Origin of the sequence: Bradyrhizobium sp. CCGUVB23 (genome assembly GCF_024199885.1) — a bacterium.
Taxonomy (GTDB): domain Bacteria; phylum Pseudomonadota; class Alphaproteobacteria; order Rhizobiales; family Xanthobacteraceae; genus Bradyrhizobium.
In genome coordinates, this window is sequence record NZ_JANADQ010000001.1 from 9,582,073 (window position 1) to 9,598,108 (window position 16,036).

17 protein-coding genes are annotated in these 16,036 nt (G+C 63.0%); 10 read left to right on the plus strand and 7 right to left on the minus strand.

Going from position 1 to position 16,036, the window contains the following annotated elements; genetic code table 11:
• Window position 1 precedes the first annotated feature (1 nt).
• The 4 genes from NLN62_RS45035 to NLN62_RS45050 are packed head-to-tail and all read left to right on the plus strand — an operon-like array spanning window position 2 to window position 4,405.
• Window positions 2-1,189 (plus strand): HlyD family secretion protein, encoded by a 1,188-nt coding sequence (locus NLN62_RS45035; RefSeq protein ID WP_254113016.1) that lies wholly within the window; start codon window positions 2-4, stop codon window positions 1,187-1,189.
• Window positions 1,186-2,796, plus strand: a complete 1,611-nt coding sequence (locus NLN62_RS45040) for an MDR family MFS transporter (protein WP_254113017.1) — start codon at window positions 1,186-1,188, stop codon at window positions 2,794-2,796. The genes NLN62_RS45035 and NLN62_RS45040 overlap by 4 nt, the downstream gene beginning before the upstream one ends.
• Before the next feature lie 58 nt (window positions 2,797-2,854).
• Window positions 2,855-3,637, plus strand: coding sequence for a 3-hydroxybutyrate dehydrogenase (locus tag NLN62_RS45045; RefSeq protein ID WP_254113018.1), 783 nt, complete (start codon window positions 2,855-2,857; stop codon window positions 3,635-3,637).
• Window positions 3,638-3,694: 57 nt separating this feature from the next.
• A complete protein-coding gene (locus NLN62_RS45050) occupies window positions 3,695-4,405 on the plus strand; it encodes an SDR family NAD(P)-dependent oxidoreductase (protein WP_027526169.1) in 711 nt (236 codons plus the stop codon).
• Window positions 4,406-4,565: 160 nt separating this feature from the next.
• Here the strand turns inward: NLN62_RS45050 and NLN62_RS45055 are convergent, their stop codons facing one another.
• Window positions 4,566-5,237 (minus strand): 4-carboxy-4-hydroxy-2-oxoadipate aldolase/oxaloacetate decarboxylase, encoded by a 672-nt coding sequence (locus NLN62_RS45055; RefSeq protein ID WP_254113019.1) that lies wholly within the window; start codon window positions 5,235-5,237, stop codon window positions 4,566-4,568.
• Between the two features lie 98 nt (window positions 5,238-5,335).
• A complete protein-coding gene (gene nac, locus NLN62_RS45060; RefSeq protein WP_051390010.1) occupies window positions 5,336-6,322 on the minus strand; it encodes a nitrogen assimilation transcriptional regulator NAC in 987 nt (328 codons plus the stop codon).
• Between the two features lie 133 nt (window positions 6,323-6,455).
• On the opposite strand from nac, the gene NLN62_RS45065 reads away from it, so the two are divergent.
• From NLN62_RS45065 to NLN62_RS45090, 6 genes are read left to right on the plus strand one after another with little or no spacing between them, the layout of a single operon-like run.
• The gene (locus NLN62_RS45065) at window positions 6,456-7,214 is read left to right on the plus strand and encodes an SDR family oxidoreductase (RefSeq protein ID WP_027526167.1); all 759 of its coding nucleotides are present in this window, start codon (window positions 6,456-6,458) and stop codon (window positions 7,212-7,214) included.
• A 45-nt stretch (window positions 7,215-7,259) separates the two neighbouring features.
• Window positions 7,260-7,721: an acetyl-CoA carboxylase biotin carboxyl carrier protein gene (gene accB, locus NLN62_RS45070; protein ID WP_254113020.1), complete on the plus strand. Its 462-nt coding sequence runs from the start codon at window positions 7,260-7,262 to the stop codon at window positions 7,719-7,721.
• Window positions 7,721-9,076, plus strand: a complete 1,356-nt coding sequence (accC, locus tag NLN62_RS45075; protein ID WP_254113021.1) for an acetyl-CoA carboxylase biotin carboxylase subunit — start codon at window positions 7,721-7,723, stop codon at window positions 9,074-9,076. Before accB ends, accC begins: the two co-directional genes overlap by 1 nt.
• Window positions 9,073-9,735, plus strand: coding sequence for a 5-oxoprolinase subunit PxpB (gene pxpB / locus NLN62_RS45080; RefSeq protein WP_027526164.1), 663 nt, complete (start codon window positions 9,073-9,075; stop codon window positions 9,733-9,735). The genes accC and pxpB (NLN62_RS45080) overlap by 4 nt, the downstream gene beginning before the upstream one ends.
• Window positions 9,732-10,715 carry a biotin-dependent carboxyltransferase family protein gene (locus tag NLN62_RS45085; protein WP_254113022.1) on the plus strand — a complete coding sequence of 328 codons (984 nt, stop codon included), beginning with the start codon at window positions 9,732-9,734 and terminating at the stop codon, window positions 10,713-10,715. Before pxpB (NLN62_RS45080) ends, NLN62_RS45085 begins: the two co-directional genes overlap by 4 nt.
• Window positions 10,716-10,717: 2 nt before the next feature.
• Window positions 10,718-11,131, plus strand: a complete 414-nt coding sequence (locus NLN62_RS45090; RefSeq protein WP_051390009.1) for a biotin/lipoyl-containing protein — start codon at window positions 10,718-10,720, stop codon at window positions 11,129-11,131.
• A 41-nt stretch (window positions 11,132-11,172) separates the two neighbouring features.
• Here the strand turns inward: NLN62_RS45090 and NLN62_RS45095 are convergent, their stop codons facing one another.
• The 5 genes from NLN62_RS45095 to NLN62_RS45115 form a co-directional block, all read right to left on the minus strand.
• Window positions 11,173-11,940, minus strand: a complete 768-nt coding sequence (locus tag NLN62_RS45095; RefSeq protein ID WP_027526162.1) for a LamB/YcsF family protein — start codon at window positions 11,938-11,940, stop codon at window positions 11,173-11,175.
• Window positions 11,941-11,976: 36 nt separating this feature from the next.
• Window positions 11,977-12,954: a biotin-dependent carboxyltransferase family protein gene (locus NLN62_RS45100; RefSeq protein WP_254113023.1), complete on the minus strand. Its 978-nt coding sequence runs from the start codon at window positions 12,952-12,954 to the stop codon at window positions 11,977-11,979.
• Entirely contained in the window at window positions 12,951-13,646 is a 696-nt protein-coding gene (gene pxpB / locus NLN62_RS45105; RefSeq protein ID WP_027526160.1) for a 5-oxoprolinase subunit PxpB, read from the minus strand. The genes NLN62_RS45100 and pxpB (NLN62_RS45105) overlap by 4 nt, the downstream gene beginning before the upstream one ends.
• A gap of 196 nt (window positions 13,647-13,842) precedes the next feature.
• Complete coding sequence (locus tag NLN62_RS45110; RefSeq protein WP_254113024.1) at window positions 13,843-14,937, minus strand: ABC transporter ATP-binding protein; 1,095 nt, start codon at window positions 14,935-14,937, stop codon at window positions 13,843-13,845.
• Window positions 14,938-14,948: 11 nt separating this feature from the next.
• Entirely contained in the window at window positions 14,949-16,013 is a 1,065-nt protein-coding gene (locus NLN62_RS45115; protein ID WP_035664036.1) for an extracellular solute-binding protein, read from the minus strand.
• Window positions 16,014-16,036 lie beyond the last annotated feature (23 nt).

A 16,036-nucleotide genomic window follows, 5' to 3' on the forward strand; every position in this document is an offset into this window, starting at 1 on the left:
CATGTCGATCCTTTCGTATGCTTCCGAGCAGAAAACGAAAACCAGCATTCGCCCGTCGCGTCAGGCGATCCGGCGCGCGGCGCTGGCGTTCGCCGCCGCCCTCGGCGTGGCCGGGGCCGCCGCTTTCAGCCACTACTACATCACCACCGGCCGCTATCTGGAAACGACCGACGACGCCTACGTCAAGGCCGACTCCACAGTCATTGCGCCGAAGGTTTCCGGCTACATCGCCGAAGTGCTGGTCGCCGACAACGAACCGGTGAAGGCCGGCCAGGTGCTGGCCCGGATCGACGATCGCGATTTCAAGACCGCGCTGAACCAGGCCAAGGCCGACATTGCGGCCTCGGAAGCCGCGGTCAAGAACCTCGACGCGCAGATCGAATTGCAGCAGCCTCTCATTCAACAGCAGGCGGCCGAAGTCGATGCGACCGAAGCTGGTCTGAAATTCGCGCAGCAGGAGCGCGCCCGCTACGACGAGCTCATGAGGTCGGGCTCGGGAACGATACAACGCGCCCAGCAGACCGACGCAGCATTGCGCTCGCAGACCGCACAGCTTCAGCAGGGTAAGGCGGGATTGCTCGCAGCCAACAAGAAAGTCGAGGTGCTATCGACCCAGCGCACGCAAGCTGTCGCGCAACTCGATCGCGCACGCGCGGTCGAGCACCAGGCTGCCCTGAACCTCTCCTACACCCAGATCACGGCTCCGGTCGACGGCACGATCGGTGCGCGGACACTCCGCGTCGGCCAATATGTGCAGGCAGGCACGCAGCTGATGGCGGTAGTTCCGCTCGACCAAGTCTATGTGGTCGCCAATTTCAAGGAGACCCAACTCACCCATGTGCGCAATGGCCAACCGGTCGAGCTGCGGGTCGACAGCTTCCATTCGACCAGGCTGAAAGGCCATGTCGATAGCCTGTCGCCGGCGAGTGGCCTGGAATTCGCGCTGCTCCCGCCGGACAACGCGACCGGCAACTTCACGAAGATCGTGCAGCGCGTGCCGGTGAAGATCGTGCTCGATGACCGGAGCCTGAGCGGTCTGCTGCGCCCCGGCATGTCTGCGGAGCCGACTGTCGACACCAAGTCCACTGTCGTCGCCGAACGCGAGGCCGAAAAGCGGCTCGCATCGCGCGGCGGCAAGCCCCGCAGCTGCCCCCCCTATCCAGCCTCGCGAGCGAGGAAACCGTCATGACCACATTGCAAACCACGATCGACGCCACTCCCGCCAGCGAGGATCGGCTACCTGCGGCCCACGCCGTCTCAGCAAAAACCTGGCTCGCAGTGATCGGAGCCACGATGGGTGCGTTCATGGCGGTACTCAACATCCAGATCGTCAACGCCTCGCTTGCCGACATTCAGGGTGGGATCGGTGCGGGCATCGACGACGGCGGGTGGATCTCGACCTCCTACCTGATCGCCGAAATCGTCGTGATTCCGCTCAGCGGCTGGCTTGCCCAGGTCTTCTCGGTCCGAGTCTATCTCCTCACCAACGCCGTTCTGTTCCTCGTCTTCTCGGCAGCCTGCGCGCTCGCGCAAGACCTGCCGCAGATGATCGCGCTGCGCGCGGTGCAAGGATTTACCGGCGGCGTGCTGATCCCCATGGCATTCACGCTCATCATCACGCTCCTGCCGAAAGCGAAGCAGCCGATCGGGCTGGCGATGTTCGCGATCTCCGCGACCTTCGCACCCGCGATCGGTCCGACCATCGGCGGCTATCTCACCGAGAATTTCGGCTGGGAATACATCTTCTACGTCAACGTCGTGCCCGGCGCGATCATGATCGGTATGCTCTTCTTCTCTCTGGAAACAAGGCCGATGAACCTCTCGCTGCTGCGAGACGGCGACTGGGCCGGGATCATCACCATGGCGATCGGGCTCGCCGCGCTTCAGACCGTCCTGGAAGAAGGCAACAAGGACGATTGGTTCGGCTCGCCCTTCATCGTTCGGCTGGCCGTGATCGCCGCGGTTGCGTTGACGCTGTTCCTCGCAATCGAGCTGACTGCCCAGAAACCATTGCTCAACCTGCGCATCCTGTTCCGCCGCAATTTCGGCTTTGGCGTGCTGGCGAATTTCCTGCTCGGCGTATCGCTGTATGGCTCCGTCTATGTCCTGCCGGTCTATCTGTCCCGCATCCAGGGCTACAACTCCGAGCAGATCGGCATGGTGCTGGCATGGACTGGCCTGCCGCAGCTCGTGCTGATCCCGCTGGTACCTCGCCTGATGAAGCGGTTCGATCCGCGCCTCGTCATCGGCATCGGCTTTGTGCTGTTTGGCGGCTCCAATTTCATGAACATCTACATGACGAACGACTATGCGGCCGATCAGCTTTTCTGGCCGAACGTCATCCGCGCGCTTGGCCAGGCCCTGGTCTTCGCGCCGCTATCGAGCGTTGCGACTGCAGGAATGGAAGCGGAGAACGCAGGATCGGCATCAGCTTTGTTCAATATGATGCGCAACCTCGGCGGCGCGATCGGAATCGCTGCCCTGCAGACGCTCCTGACCAAGCGCGAGCAGTACCACTCCAACGTCCTGATGCAATCGGTCTCGATGTTCGAGCAAGCAACCCGCACCCGGCTCGATCAGCTCACACAGTATTTCATCAGCCACGGCGTGATCGACCGGGTCGATGCCGCCCATCGCGCCTATGTCGCAATCGGCAAGGTCATCCAGAAGCAGGCGTTCATCCTCGGCTTCAGCGACGCCTTCTATCTGCTCGGCATCTCACAGATCGTCGCCCTGATCGCGGCGCTCATACTCACCAAGCCCGACCGCATCGACGCCGGCGGCGGCGCCCACTGAAACCAAGGCGGCGACCGCCGCCTGATTCTCTTGTCTCAAACATCGAAAGGAATTCCCCATGTTGAAGGGAAAAGTATCCATCGTCACCGGATCGACCAGCGGCATCGGCCTGGGCATCGCGAAGGAATTGGCAAGGCTCGGCGCCGACCTCGTGTTGAATGGCCTCGGGGATGCCGGCGCGATCGAGAAGATCCGCATCGGCATCGAACGTGAGCACAGCGTGCGCGTCGTCTACGACGGCGCCGATATGTCAACGGGAGAAGCCGTGCGCGGATTGGTTGCCGCGACGGTCGAGAGGTTCGGACGCCTCGACATCTTAGTGAACAATGCCGGCATCCAGTTCACCGCGCCGGTGGAGGAATTTCCTGCCGCCAAGTGGCACGCAATTCTCGACATCAATCTGTCCGCTGCGTTTCACGGAATCGCCGCGGCGGTACCCCAGATGAAAAAGCAGCATTGGGGACGGATCGTCAATATTGCTTCGACGCACGGTCTTGTCGCCTCAACACACAAAGCCGCCTACGTTGCAGCCAAGCACGGACTGGTCGGCCTGACCAAGGTGGTCGGCCTGGAGACAGCCGGCAGCGGCGTCACCTGCAACGCAGTCTGTCCGGGTTGGGTACGAACACCCCTTGTCGAAAAGCAGATCAGCGATATCGCTACGCAAAGGGGCATAAATCAGAAGGAAGCGGCCAAGGACCTTTTGGCCGAGAAACAGCCGTCCCTGGATTTCGTTTCTCCCTCACAGCTTGGCGGCACCGTGGCCTTCCTCTGTTCGCCTGCGGCGGACCAGATCACGGGCACGACCATTTCCGTAGATGGCGGCTGGACCGCACAGTAGCGAAGCGACCAGCGCAGCGAGGCGCGCCGCTTCAGCCGAAAAACATGGAGGTTCATCATGGGTACAGAGCAGAAAGTCGCTATCATCACCGGAGCGTCGCAGGGTATCGGCGAAGCCTTGGTCAGGGCATATCGCGATCGCAATTTTCGTGTGGTCGCGAATTCTCGCTCGATCAGACAGCCGTCTGATCCGGATATCCTGGCAGTTGCCGGGGACATCGCCGATCCGAATACGGCGGAACGCATCGTGTCGCAGGCGATCCACCGCTTCGGCCGCCTCGACACCCTCGTCAACAACGCCGGCGTCTTCGTCGCAAAGCCATTCACCGATTATACCGACGAAGACTACGCCCACTTGCTGGGGATCAATCTCGACGGGTTCTTCCATGTCACTCGGCGAGCAGCCAAGGAAATGCTGAAGCGAGGATCCGGGCATATCGTGCAGATCACCAGCAGCCTCGACGAACACGCAGTCAGCAGCGTCCCATCGGTGCTGGCCGCCCTGACAAAGGGCGGCTTGAACGCGGCAACGAAGTCGCTCGCCATCGAATATGCGAGCAAGGGTATCCGCGTTAACGCCGTGGCACCTGGCGCGGTAAAGACGCCGATGCATGCACCCGAAACGTACGACTTCCTGGCCAAGCTGCATCCGGTCGGACGGATGGGAGAGGTGCGCGATGTTGTCGATGCGGTGCTGTACCTCGAAGGTGCCGCCTTCACAACCGGCGAGATCCTGCACGTCGACGGCGGACAGAGCGCCGGACATTAGAAACGCGCGCGTCCGGGACGCGGGGCAGCATCCCAATGGCACGACGGCTTTCCTGATAATCCTAGCCATGACCCTCGGGCTTGACACGCGGAATTCAGCGCGTGCGGTCCCCTCAAGCCGTGCTATTCCCGTAAGCGACGATCGCCTTGCAGTCCGCTGTTCAGGCGAATGTGCAATTCTTGGACTCAAGCACCTTGCCGATGCCGGACAGTTCGAGAATGTCGCCGCCGGCCTTGAGCGCCTTCATCACGCCGGCTTCCTTCTCCTCGCGCGCGGCCGACTTGGTGCACACATCGGCGATGTTGTCCTTCGGAACGATGACGACACCATCATCGTCGGCGCTCACGATATCGCCGGGGCGAACCGCAACGCCGCCAATAACGATCGGCTGGTTGATATAGCCGAGCGTCTCCTTCACGGTCCCCTTCATGCAGAGGCCATACGAGAACACGCTGAAGCCGGTATTCCGGATCGCCGGACCGTCGCGCACGCCGGCATCTGTCACCAGGCCGGCAAGCCCCTTGGCCACGCAGGCTGTCGCCAACACCTCGCCGAAACCGCCCTGCTCGGGATGGTCGCCTGCACTCACGATGAGCACATCGCCCGGCTTAGCGAGCGAGATCGCGGTAATGAGCATCATGTTGTCGCCGGGGTGGCAGCTGACCGTGAATGCCGGCCCGCAAGCGCGCATACCCGGATAAATCGGCTTGATCCGGGACGTCAGCGCCCCGGTCCGCCCCTGAGCCTCATGCAGGGTCGACGGCGGGAATCGCTTGATGCGTTCCACAAGCTCAGCCGCGGGCCGATCGAATGTCCTGATAACGTGAACCATGGTCCCTCCAACGGCCGCAATCTCTGCACCTCACCTCCAATAGTCGACCCTCTCCCGCCGGAGAATTTCAGATTTTGGGATTGCCGCATCGTATTTCGTTATGGCTCGTCTTCCGAACCGCCCAGAGGTTTGGTGGAGGAGCCTGAGGTGACGGCATTCGGATCAGCCAGGCAATCGAACTGTCCCCATTCCTTCGCGATGATCTCCAGCAATATCTTGTAGACCGCGAACGCTGCGTCGGACAGGGCAACGTTATCGGAAATGCATAGCGACATTTGCTGCGACGCCGACGGCGCATCGATCCGTCGAATGCAGAGCTCATCCAGGTTCGGTAATGCCTTTGCGATGGACATCGGCAGCACGGCAGCACCCATTCCGGCTGCAATCGCCGAAGACAGGGTCGATTGCGAATGGATCTCGGCGACGATGCGCGGGCGGAGCCCCACCTCGGCGCAGACCCGCTCGACCGTCTGTCGCAGGAAGGATTCCCGATACGGAAGAAGCAGGTCGAATTGCGCGACCTCCTCCGCCGAAACCTCCTCCGAAGGCATCTGCCCTGCATACATGCTGCGAGGCGCGACAAGATAAAAGTACTCGCGCATCAGCGGCTTGTAGTCGAGACCAGTCACCGGACGATCGCCGTACAGGACAGCCATATCCATGCTGCCCTTCAGCATCATTTCGCTGAGCATGATCCCTGAACTGTCGTAAATGTGCAGCACGACGCCGGGATAGCGTTCACGTACCTGCAACAGCAGCGGGGTCGCGAGCAACGCCGCCGAGCTGAGCGGCGCCAAGCCGATCGTAACGTTGCCGGTCAGCCCCGATCGGTTCTCCAAAATAGTACGCCGCGCCTCGTCGATCTGCCGCTGGATCGATTTGGCGTAGCGGTAGAGGATCTGTCCGGCTTCGGTCGGGCGGACCCCGCGGGCGCTGCGGTCCAATAGCTTTCGCTTGAAGTCCTGCTCGAGGCTCGCGATCTGCTGGCTCAGCGCGGGCTGGGCGATGTTGAGCAGCTTCGCCGCGCGCGAGACGCTACCGAGATCGACGACTTTGACGAAGGCTTCGAGGCGACGCGTATCCAATACGGGGTTCCCGAGAAGGCGGTTGTCATGGCCGCAGCAGCAATACGCTGGGGCTATGGGACCAGAAGGAAATATTCTTACCATCTGGAACCGGCCGGGCCTATAGGTAACGATACACGGAGGAGCCGTACGAATGGCATTTTCGGACTATCGAAGGGCGTTGGTCACCGGCGCATCCTCGGGCATCGGGGCTGCCACGGTTCGCCGCCTGAGCGCCGAGGGGCTCGAGGTCTACGCCGTGGCGCGCGATGCGGACCGGCTGGCGACCCTGTCGGCCGAGACCGGCTGCCGCTCATGCGCCGTGGACGTGAACAACCTCGATGCGCTGGCGGCGCTGGCGCAATCGGCAGAATTCGACGTTCTCATCAACAACGCCGGCCAGTCCCGGCGCGGCAACATCCTGGACACGACACCCGATGACGTCGATGCGCTCATCGACGTCAATTTGCGGGCGGTTCTGCATCTCACGCGCCTGATCGTGCCAGGAATGGCGAAGCGCGACCGTGGCCACGTGGTCAACATCTCCTCCATCGCTGGCCATTATGCCTTCGGAGGGGGCAACACGGTCTACCACGCGACGAAGGCGGGCATTCATTCGCTCTCGCAGCAGTTGCGCGTCGACCTCTACGGCACCAGGGTTCGCGTGACCGAGGTGTCGCCAGCACGCGTGGAGACGGAAGTCTTCGGGCGGCTCCTGGGCGACCTCGCCGAGGCCAAGCGCCGTTTCTTCGACGATTATGAAGCCCTCCAGCCAGAGGACATCGCCAATTCGATCGCCTTCGCAATCGGCTCCCCTGCGCGCATGAACGTCGCGTTCATGGAGGTGCTACCAACGCAGCAGGTCGTCGGTGGCCTCAACTTCGCGCAGAGAAGCCGGCAGACGGCGACCTGAGGACGAAGGGCTAAGGATCGCGACTCGACGCAGAGGACGATCACCGTGGATCTCGCTAAAATCGAACAACTGATCAATCTGGTCTCGCGATCCCGCATCGCGGAGCTGGAGCTGACGCAAGACGGGACGCGCATTCGCATCCTGAAAAACCCCGCGCGCGGAGCGGTCCCCGCCCTGCTTCCTGCTGAGCCCGGATCGGAGGAAATTCACGTCGCCAGGCGCGAGGCGGCCCGCCCACCGGTCCCTGCGAGCACCGACGAGATCATCGTATCGGCTCCCATGCACGGCGTATTCTACCGAGCTGCGGCGCCGGATGCGCCGCCGCTGGTCGAGGTCGGTGCCAGAATCGAGGCCGGACAGAAAATTTGCATCATCGAGGCGATGAAGACCTTTATCGACGTCGCCGCCGAGACATCTGGCGTCGTCCTCGCTGTCCTTGCAGAGAACGGTGACGAGATCGAAGCAGGACAGCCGCTGTTCCGGATCGCTCCTGCGGGGCCTTCCTGATGTTCGACAAGGTCCTGATCGCCAACCGAGGTGAGATCGCGTTTCGCATCCAGCGCGCCTGCCGGGCGATGGGCCTAAAGACGGTCGTCGTTCACTCGGAAGCGGATCGCGACGCGCGCTATGTTGCCCTCGCGGATCAGGCGCTCTGCATCGGGCCGGCCTCGGCGAGCAAGACCTACCTCAATCCAGCCGCGATATTGCTTGCGGCGGAGGTCAGCGGCGCCCAGGCCATTCATCCCGGCTACGGATTTCTGTCGGAAAGTGCCGAATTCGCCGAACGCGTCGCGAAGGCCGGCCTCGCCTTCATCGGCCCTCCCGCGGACTGCATCCGGACCATGGGCGACAAGGTCGCCGCCAAGCGGGCGATGCGGCTGGCTGGCGTCCCTTGCGTGCCTGGACCGGACAGCGCCTTGCCCGATGATCCGGCGGAGGTGCGCGCCATCGCGCGCAAGATTGGATATCCCGTCATCATCAAGGCGGCCGGCGGCGGCGGCGGGCGCGGCATGCGGATCGTGCGCGATGAGCGCGACCTGGATGACGCACTCGCGCTGACACGTGCGGAGGCAAGCCAGGCCTTCAAGAACCCGGCCGTCTACATCGAAAAGTTCCTCGAGAAGCCCCGCCATATCGAGATTCAGGTCCTTTGCGATGAGCACGACAACCATCTCTGGCTCGGCGATCGCGACTGCTCGCTCCAGCGCAGGAACCAGAAGGTCGTCGAGGAGGCGCCCGCTCCTGGCATCGACCGCGCGCTCGTCGAGCAGGTCGGCCTGAGCTGCGTCGAAGCCTGCCGGCGCATCGGCTACCGGGGCGCGGGCACGTTCGAATTCCTCTACGAGGACGGCCAGTTCTTCTTCATCGAGATGAACACTCGCGTCCAGGTCGAGCACCCCGTCACCGAGATGACCACCGGGATCGACATCGTCAAGGAGCAGATCCGCATCGCGCGGGGTGAGCCGTTGCTGATCGCGCAGGCCGACATCAGGCGCGTCGGCCATGCGATCGAGTTTCGTATCAATGCCGAGGATCCCGCCACGTTCGCCCCCTCGCCGGGCACGGTCACGCGCTGGGATGTTCCCGGCGGCATAGGCATCCGCGTCGATACTCACATGGCCTCCGGCGCTCCTGTTCCTCGTCACTACGACTCGCTGATCGGCAAGCTCATCGCCCATGGCAGCACACGCGATGAAGCCCTGGCGCGCGCGCGCGTCGCACTGTCCGAGTTGCGCGCCGATGGCATCCGAACCAATGTGCCGCTGCATCAGGCCATTCTCGCTGATCCCGCGTTCCGTCGCGGTGGCTGCAACATCCACCATCTCGAACATTGGATGGCTGCGCGGGTGGCTGCGCAATGACGGCGAGCGACCGGCCGCGGATCAGCCTGCTCGGGACGACCGCAATCTTGTTCGAGGCGCCCGGCCCGTTCGACCTGCCGCACCAGCGACGCATCTGGACCCTCGCAACGACGGCCTCGAAATGGCCGGGAATCCGCGAGGCAATTCCCCTCATCACGAACCTGATGTTGACCTTCGAGACGCCGCCGCGCGATCCGAGTACCTTGATGGCCGCGCTCAACGATGCCTGGAATGAAGCGCAGGAGCTCACGATCGGCGGCCGCGAGATCAGGCTGCCTGTGACCTATGGCGGTGAAATCGGCGCTTCGCTCCAGGCTGTTGCCAATCATTGCGGCATGTCCATCGACGACGTGGTGTCTATCCACGCCGCGCCCCTTTACACCGTCTTCGCGCTAGGCAGCCACCCCGGCTATTGCTACCTCGGCGGCATGGATCCGCGGATATCGATGCCCAGGCGTCAGACTCCGCTCCAGCGCTCCGCGGGCGGCTCGGTCTCCATCGGAGGATCGCAGACGGGCGTTTCGGCCTCACCGGGCCCGAGCGGCTGGCACGCCATCGGGCACACGAGCTGGATATTCTTCGATCCGTGCTGGACGACGCCGGCTGCGCTTGCGCCGGGCGACACCATCCGGTTCGAGATTGAACGGGTGATTCGTTGATCGAGATCCTCTCCGCGCTCGGGCCGACCAGCGTCCAGGATTTGGGGCGCTTCGACCAGTATCGGTTCGGGGTTGGCACGTCGGGCGCGATGGACGACGTCGCCTTGCGCGCCGGCAACATTCTCCTGGGCAACGACGAGAACGCGGCCGGCATCGAAATCCCGGTAACCCCGTTCAAGCTTCGCTTTGGCCGCGATATGGCCTTCGCGCTGACGGGCGCCGAGATCGAGGCCGACGTCGGAGGCCGCGCAATCCCTCCGTGGTGGCGATCGCGAGCCCGCACCGGGGAGATTCTCACCATCAAGGCGATGTCCCGTGGTGCACGAAGCTATCTCACCCTGAGCGGCGGCATCGACGTCCCCGTCGTTTTGGGATCGCGCAGTACGCAGTTTCGCGGCGAATTTGGCGGCTTTGAGGGGCGACCGTTACAAACGGGTGATGTCCTGCCTTGCGCCGCGCCCAACCCGTCCGCGGAGACCAGCGATCTCGGGGTCGGGCCGGCCGATCTCGTTCTCGCCCGACCGAACATGCCGGCCGGCGATACCACCGTCAGGGTCATCATCGCTGGCGAATACGACGCGTTCGATAGTACCGCGCAAAAATTGTTCTGGCGCAGCGGCTGGAAGATCACGCCACAGAGCAACCGCTACGGCTATCGGCTGCAAGGCCCCGCGGTAAATCCAGTCTCGCCGATCGAAAAGCGGTCTCACGGCATCGTCGCGGGTGTCATCCAGATCCCGCCGAACGGGCAGCCCATCATACAGATGCGCGACGCGCAGACCTCCGGTGGCTATCCGAAAATCGCGACCGTGATCAAGGCCGACATGTGGCGCGTTGCACAGGCGCGGCTCGGCAGCACACTGCGCTTCGAGCAGACGGCCTATGCGGACGCGCTAGCAGCAGAGGACGAAGTCTCGGTCTATCTCGATCGGCTCAGGGCCGATGTTCGCCTTTTCGCGGAGCTTCAAGGATGCCGATAGACATGACCCATATCGAACGCCTGGCGAAGTTGCTGGAGACGTCCGGCGTCACATCGATCGAGATCGACGACGAGGGACAGTCCCTGAAGCTCGTCATGGAAACGAGCGCGATCGGCATGACATCGTCGGTGCGCGCCGACGCAATCAGCTCTTCCGAAGAGACGCTCGTGATTGCCAAGGCGGATGTTGCCGGACATTTTCTCGCCACGCACCCGTGGCGGGCGAAGCCGTTCGCCGAACCCGGCCAGCAGATCGAAGCCGGCGCGATCGTCGGCCTCGTCAAGATCGGGCTGCTCTATGCACCCGTGCTTTCGCCGGCCGCCGGCATCCTCGATGCGATCACCGCGGAGGCAGGCGCGATGGTCGGCTACGGAACGCCGATCGCCAGCATTCGTCCGACCGCTGAGACCGCCTGACCTGAGCGACGGTACGCGGCGACCTACCCGCAACTATCGCATTACCCGACCAATACTGTCGCTGGCGCAACTTCGCCGCCGCCCTGCTCTACCACGCGCCTCACGGTGGCCGCCAGGTTCACGGAGCCGGGCGTATCGCTGTGAATGAGAATCGAGCGCGCGTCGACCTTGATCGACTTGCCTTCGATCGTCTTCACCGTCCCACTGTCCAGGAAGCGGGTAACCCGCTCCGCAACGGCTTCCGGCGAGGTAATGACCGAATTGGGGAGCTTGCGGGACACGAGGTGCGCATTCTCATCATAGGCGCGATCGGCGAGAAACAGCGTCAGCACCCGTAAGCCGACCTTGCGCGCGGCACGCACGATCTCGGCGTCAGGCTGTGAGAATACAATGAAGTCGCGATTGATGGCCGCGATCGCACGCGCAACGACGTCGGCCATGTCGGGATCCGCGTTCACCATGTTGCCCATCGCAGCATGGAAGCTGACATGGGTCACGCGATGGCCGGCATTGGTCGCAATCGCCTGGAGCGCACCGATCTGGTAAACCATGTGCTTCTCGAGCTCGGCAGCGTCCATCTGGATCACTCGGCGACCGAACCCGAGAAGATCCGGCAGCCCTGGATGGGCGCCGACCTCAACCCCTTTCGCCTTGGCCATCCGCACCATGCGATCCATGATGATGGGATCGCCGGCATGGAAGCCGCAAGCTACATTGGCCGAGGAGACGATACCCATCAGCGCCTCATCGTCGCAGATGCGATAATTGCCAAAACCTTCGCCCATGTCCGAATTGATGCCGATTTTCATGTTTGCACCATCCCTTGTTTGTTGCGGCCGTCCATCTCAAAGTGCGCGATAAAGGTCGGCGGTTGCGCGTAGCCCGGCAAGATAGCTGGTGACGGGTGCCATGGCTGCGACGGCGTCCTGATAGCCGACCTCCTCGAAGGCGATGAATGAACCCGGCGGCGCCTGACCGAGCCGCCAGAGATCGGCCTGGATCACGGCGGCAATCTTCGGGTAGCCCCCGGCAGTGTTGGCGTCGCTCATCTGGATGATCGGCTCACCGGCCGGCGGCACTTGCACCACGCCTGCCACCACGCCGTGCGAGCGCATCTCAACCGGTGCGGCCAATGTCAGCTTGCCTCCGGTCAGACGATATCCTCCCCGGTCGCTCCGGGCGCTGATCTTCCACTTCGTCGACCAGAACGTCGCGCGCATCGCCTCCGAAAACAGTATGTGCTCTCCGGCGCGCATGACACGCACACGCAGCACGCGGTCCTCCGCGGGCTCGGAACCGGCAATTGCCATATCAGGCGGCTCGGCGCCGAAGTCGACGTGCTTGGACGCATCATTCCGTGCGCTCCCGGTCGGCACGATATCGCCTGCCTGCAAGGGGCGCCCCTCCAGTCCACCGAAGCCGGCGCGCAGATGCGTACTGCGCGAGCCCAGCACGCGCGGCACGTCGATGCCTCCTTCGAACGCCACATAGACGCGCGCACCGCGCCTTGGCGAGGCGATCGTGAGAATGTCTCCTGCGCTGGCCCGCATGCACCACCAGGGTGGGACGGTCCGGCCGGCGAGCGTCGCGTCGTGATCGGCCCCCGTGAGCGCAAACGCCATGTCTGCCAGAAAGCGCAGGCGGAACGGAAAGGTCTGCACCTCGATGCTCGCGGCATCACCGTCGTTGCCGAGCAGCGCATTTCCGGCTTCGAGCGCGACGGGATCCATCGCGCCGGACGGGCTGACGCCGAAACGGCGCGCGCCGCGACGGCCGAGGTCCTGAATGGTGTTGAAGGCGTGGCTGGCGAGGATCTCGATCACAGCTCAATCCGATCAATTCTGAACCGGACACGGTCGCCTGGCATCATGAGCGACGGCTGCTCCAGCCGGGGATCGAACATCGCTACGGGAGCCCAGCCAATCGCGTTCCAGCCGTTCGGGCTGTCCAGGGCAGCGACGCCGGTCTGCATCCCGCCGATGGTCACCGAGCCCGCGCGCATGTTGAGCGACGGCACGGATTTGCGCGGCATGTAGATGCGTGGATCGAGGCCGTGGAGGTAGCCGAAGCCTGGCGAGCTTGCGATCGCGCAGACCGTGTACTCCCCCTCGCTGTGGATCCTGATCACCTCGCGCTCCAATAAGCCTGCGCGTGCGGCCACTGCCGGCAGGTCGAAGCCGAGTTCGCCGCCATAGACGACTGGAATCTCGATCAGCTTGCCGTCGGCGTTGCGCGGGGCGAGTCGATGCCACAGTTCGATGAGCGACGCTCCCAGCGCGTCGATATCATCCGGTGGCTGCTCGAATGCGAGCATGACGTTGGTGACGCCAACAACGGCTTCCTGAACGTTGGGCCAGGACGAGAGCGCGTCGGCAAGAGCCCAGATCCGTCCCTGCTGAACCAGGTCGAACTCTCCCGGCGCCTCCACCAGCATCGCCAGCGTGCCGATCAGGCTGATCTTCGGATCCTTCTCGAGCACGCCGACGAAGGGAGAGGCATGATGATTGATCGACAAGGGTTACCCCGGAAAACGGCGCACGGCAGAGCGTCGCCATCTTCAATCTAGGTATCCGGCGCGATGCGATCCAAGACGTTATCGCTCTGCCGGTATAGCGGATATCGATCACTGGCGAGGCGGCTCAGTTGCGGACGCGGCCTGACGCGCGTCGACTTGCGTTGCGCGACCCGCCCGCCTCTTGCGCGTCCAAAGGTCAGTGACGCGCGATCACGTGATTGCTCGGTGCATTCCAGCTTGCAACGACTTCCTGGCCGACCGAGTAACGGAAGCCGGACTGCTGCGATTGATTCTGCTCGAATACGATGAGCTGCTCGCCGCTCGCCATCTTCAGATAATAGTGACTGACGAAGCCGCGATAGACGACCTGATCGACACGCGCAGCGACGCTGTTGGGGCGACCCACGGCACCGCTCTGGCCGGCCTCCTCGACGACGATGGCCTCCGGCCTGATCGAGACCATGACGTCGGCGGCCGACGCCGGAACCTCGTCGACCAACAGGCTCAAACCCTGCGACACACGGACGATTGCGCCGTTTCCATTCCGCTGCTCGACCTGGCCCTCGAACAGATTGGAGGCACCAATGAACTTCGCGACGAACTTCGACGTCGGCCGTTGGTAGATCTCGGTTGCGGAGCCGACCTGCTCGAGTTTGCCGTCTCGCATCACCACGATCTGGTCCGCCATTGTCAGGGCTTCGTCCTGATCGTGGGTCACCATGATCGTGGTCAAACCCAGCCGGCGCTGGAGGGCCCGCAACTCCACCTGCATGCTTTCGCGCAGCCCCTTGTCCAGCGCTCCCAGCGGCTCGTCGAGCAGCAGCATCGCCGGCTCGATCACCAGGGCCCGCCCCAGTGCGACGCGCTGCTGCTGGCCACCGGAGAGCTGGGCGGGATACCGCTTCCCGAAGTTCGATAGCTGAACGAGGTTGAGCGCCGAAGCCACTTTCTGCGTGGCCTCCGCCCTGGCGATCCCGCGCATCTCGAGGCCGAATGCAATGTTCTCCTCGACGGTGAGATGCGGAAACAGCGCGTAGTTCTGAAACAGCATGCCGACGTTGCGACGATGCACCGGGACGCCGGTCATCCTTTGATTGTTCACGAAGACGTCGCCGGAAGTCGGATGGATCAGGCCGGCGATCATGCGAAGGCAGGTGGTCTTGCCACATCCGCTTGGACCGAGCAGAGCGATCATATGGCCCGGCTCGATCGTCAGGGACACGTTGTCGACCGCGACCATGCGGTTGTATTCCTTGCAGAGGCGTTCAAGCCTGACCTCGGACGACTTCATGGCTGCTCCGCTCAGCTCGTGAACACCTGATTATAGCGCTCCAGCCAGGGGCCGCGGCGCGGAACGATGAACTTCCAGTCCGGCGTGAAGAGCCCGAGATCGGTCGCCTTGGTATCGGGGTACGCGAGGAACTTCGCCGTCTCCGGCTTGAAGTCGATGCCGCTGACCGAAGGCGCGCTGAGCGTCTGCTCGGACAGCATCTTGGCAACCGACGGCTCCAGGATCCGGTTGATGAATGCCGCACCCAATTCCGGCTCCGGCGCATTCTTGACCAGAGTCATGCTGTTGATGCCCGTGAACGCGCCTTCCTTGGGGAACGTCATGTCGATCGGCATGCCCTTAGCCGTGTGCGGATAGATCGCCTTCGAATACTCGATGCCGCCGATCGTCGCCTGCCCCTGCGCAACCTGGAGCACCTGCGCCTCGCTGTCATAGATCGTGAGAACATTCGGCTTGAGTGCAGCCAGCTTGTCCCAGCCGTTGTCGACGAGATACTGCGCCTCCTTGAGCGGCTTGCCCGTCGCCAGCGATGTTGCGACGATGAGCATGAGCACACTTTGGGTATTCTTGGGCGTGTTCAGGAGAATCTGCTTGCGATATTTCGCATCGAAGATCTGCTCATAGCTCTCGATCGGCTTGGTCACCTGCGGATTGATGAACAGGGCTGCACTGGAGATCGAGAACCCGACTCCGTAGCCCTCCTCGAAGATGTAGCGCGGATATACTTTCGCGAGATTGGGGATCTTGCTCGCGTCGAGCTTGTCGATGAGCCCCTCCTGCTTCGCCTGGGGTATGCCGACATCGTCCATCATCATGACGCTGTACCGCGGCGCGTCACGGGTCGCGCGAAGCGCGGCGATATTGGAGAGCGTCGCCCCCTCGATCGTGAAGACGCGGCATTTGAATTCCGCCTCGAACTTGGGAATGACCTCCTTCTGGATGAGCTTGCCCAGCGCGGAGTTGTAGACGCCGATATGGACCTGCTTGGCATCCTGCGACGATGCCCGGCTGATGATCGTCGGGAATGCAATCGTGGCTGCACCGGCCTTGATGAGAGTCCTACGTGTCACGCTCATGGGTCAAATCTCCATTCAAGAAC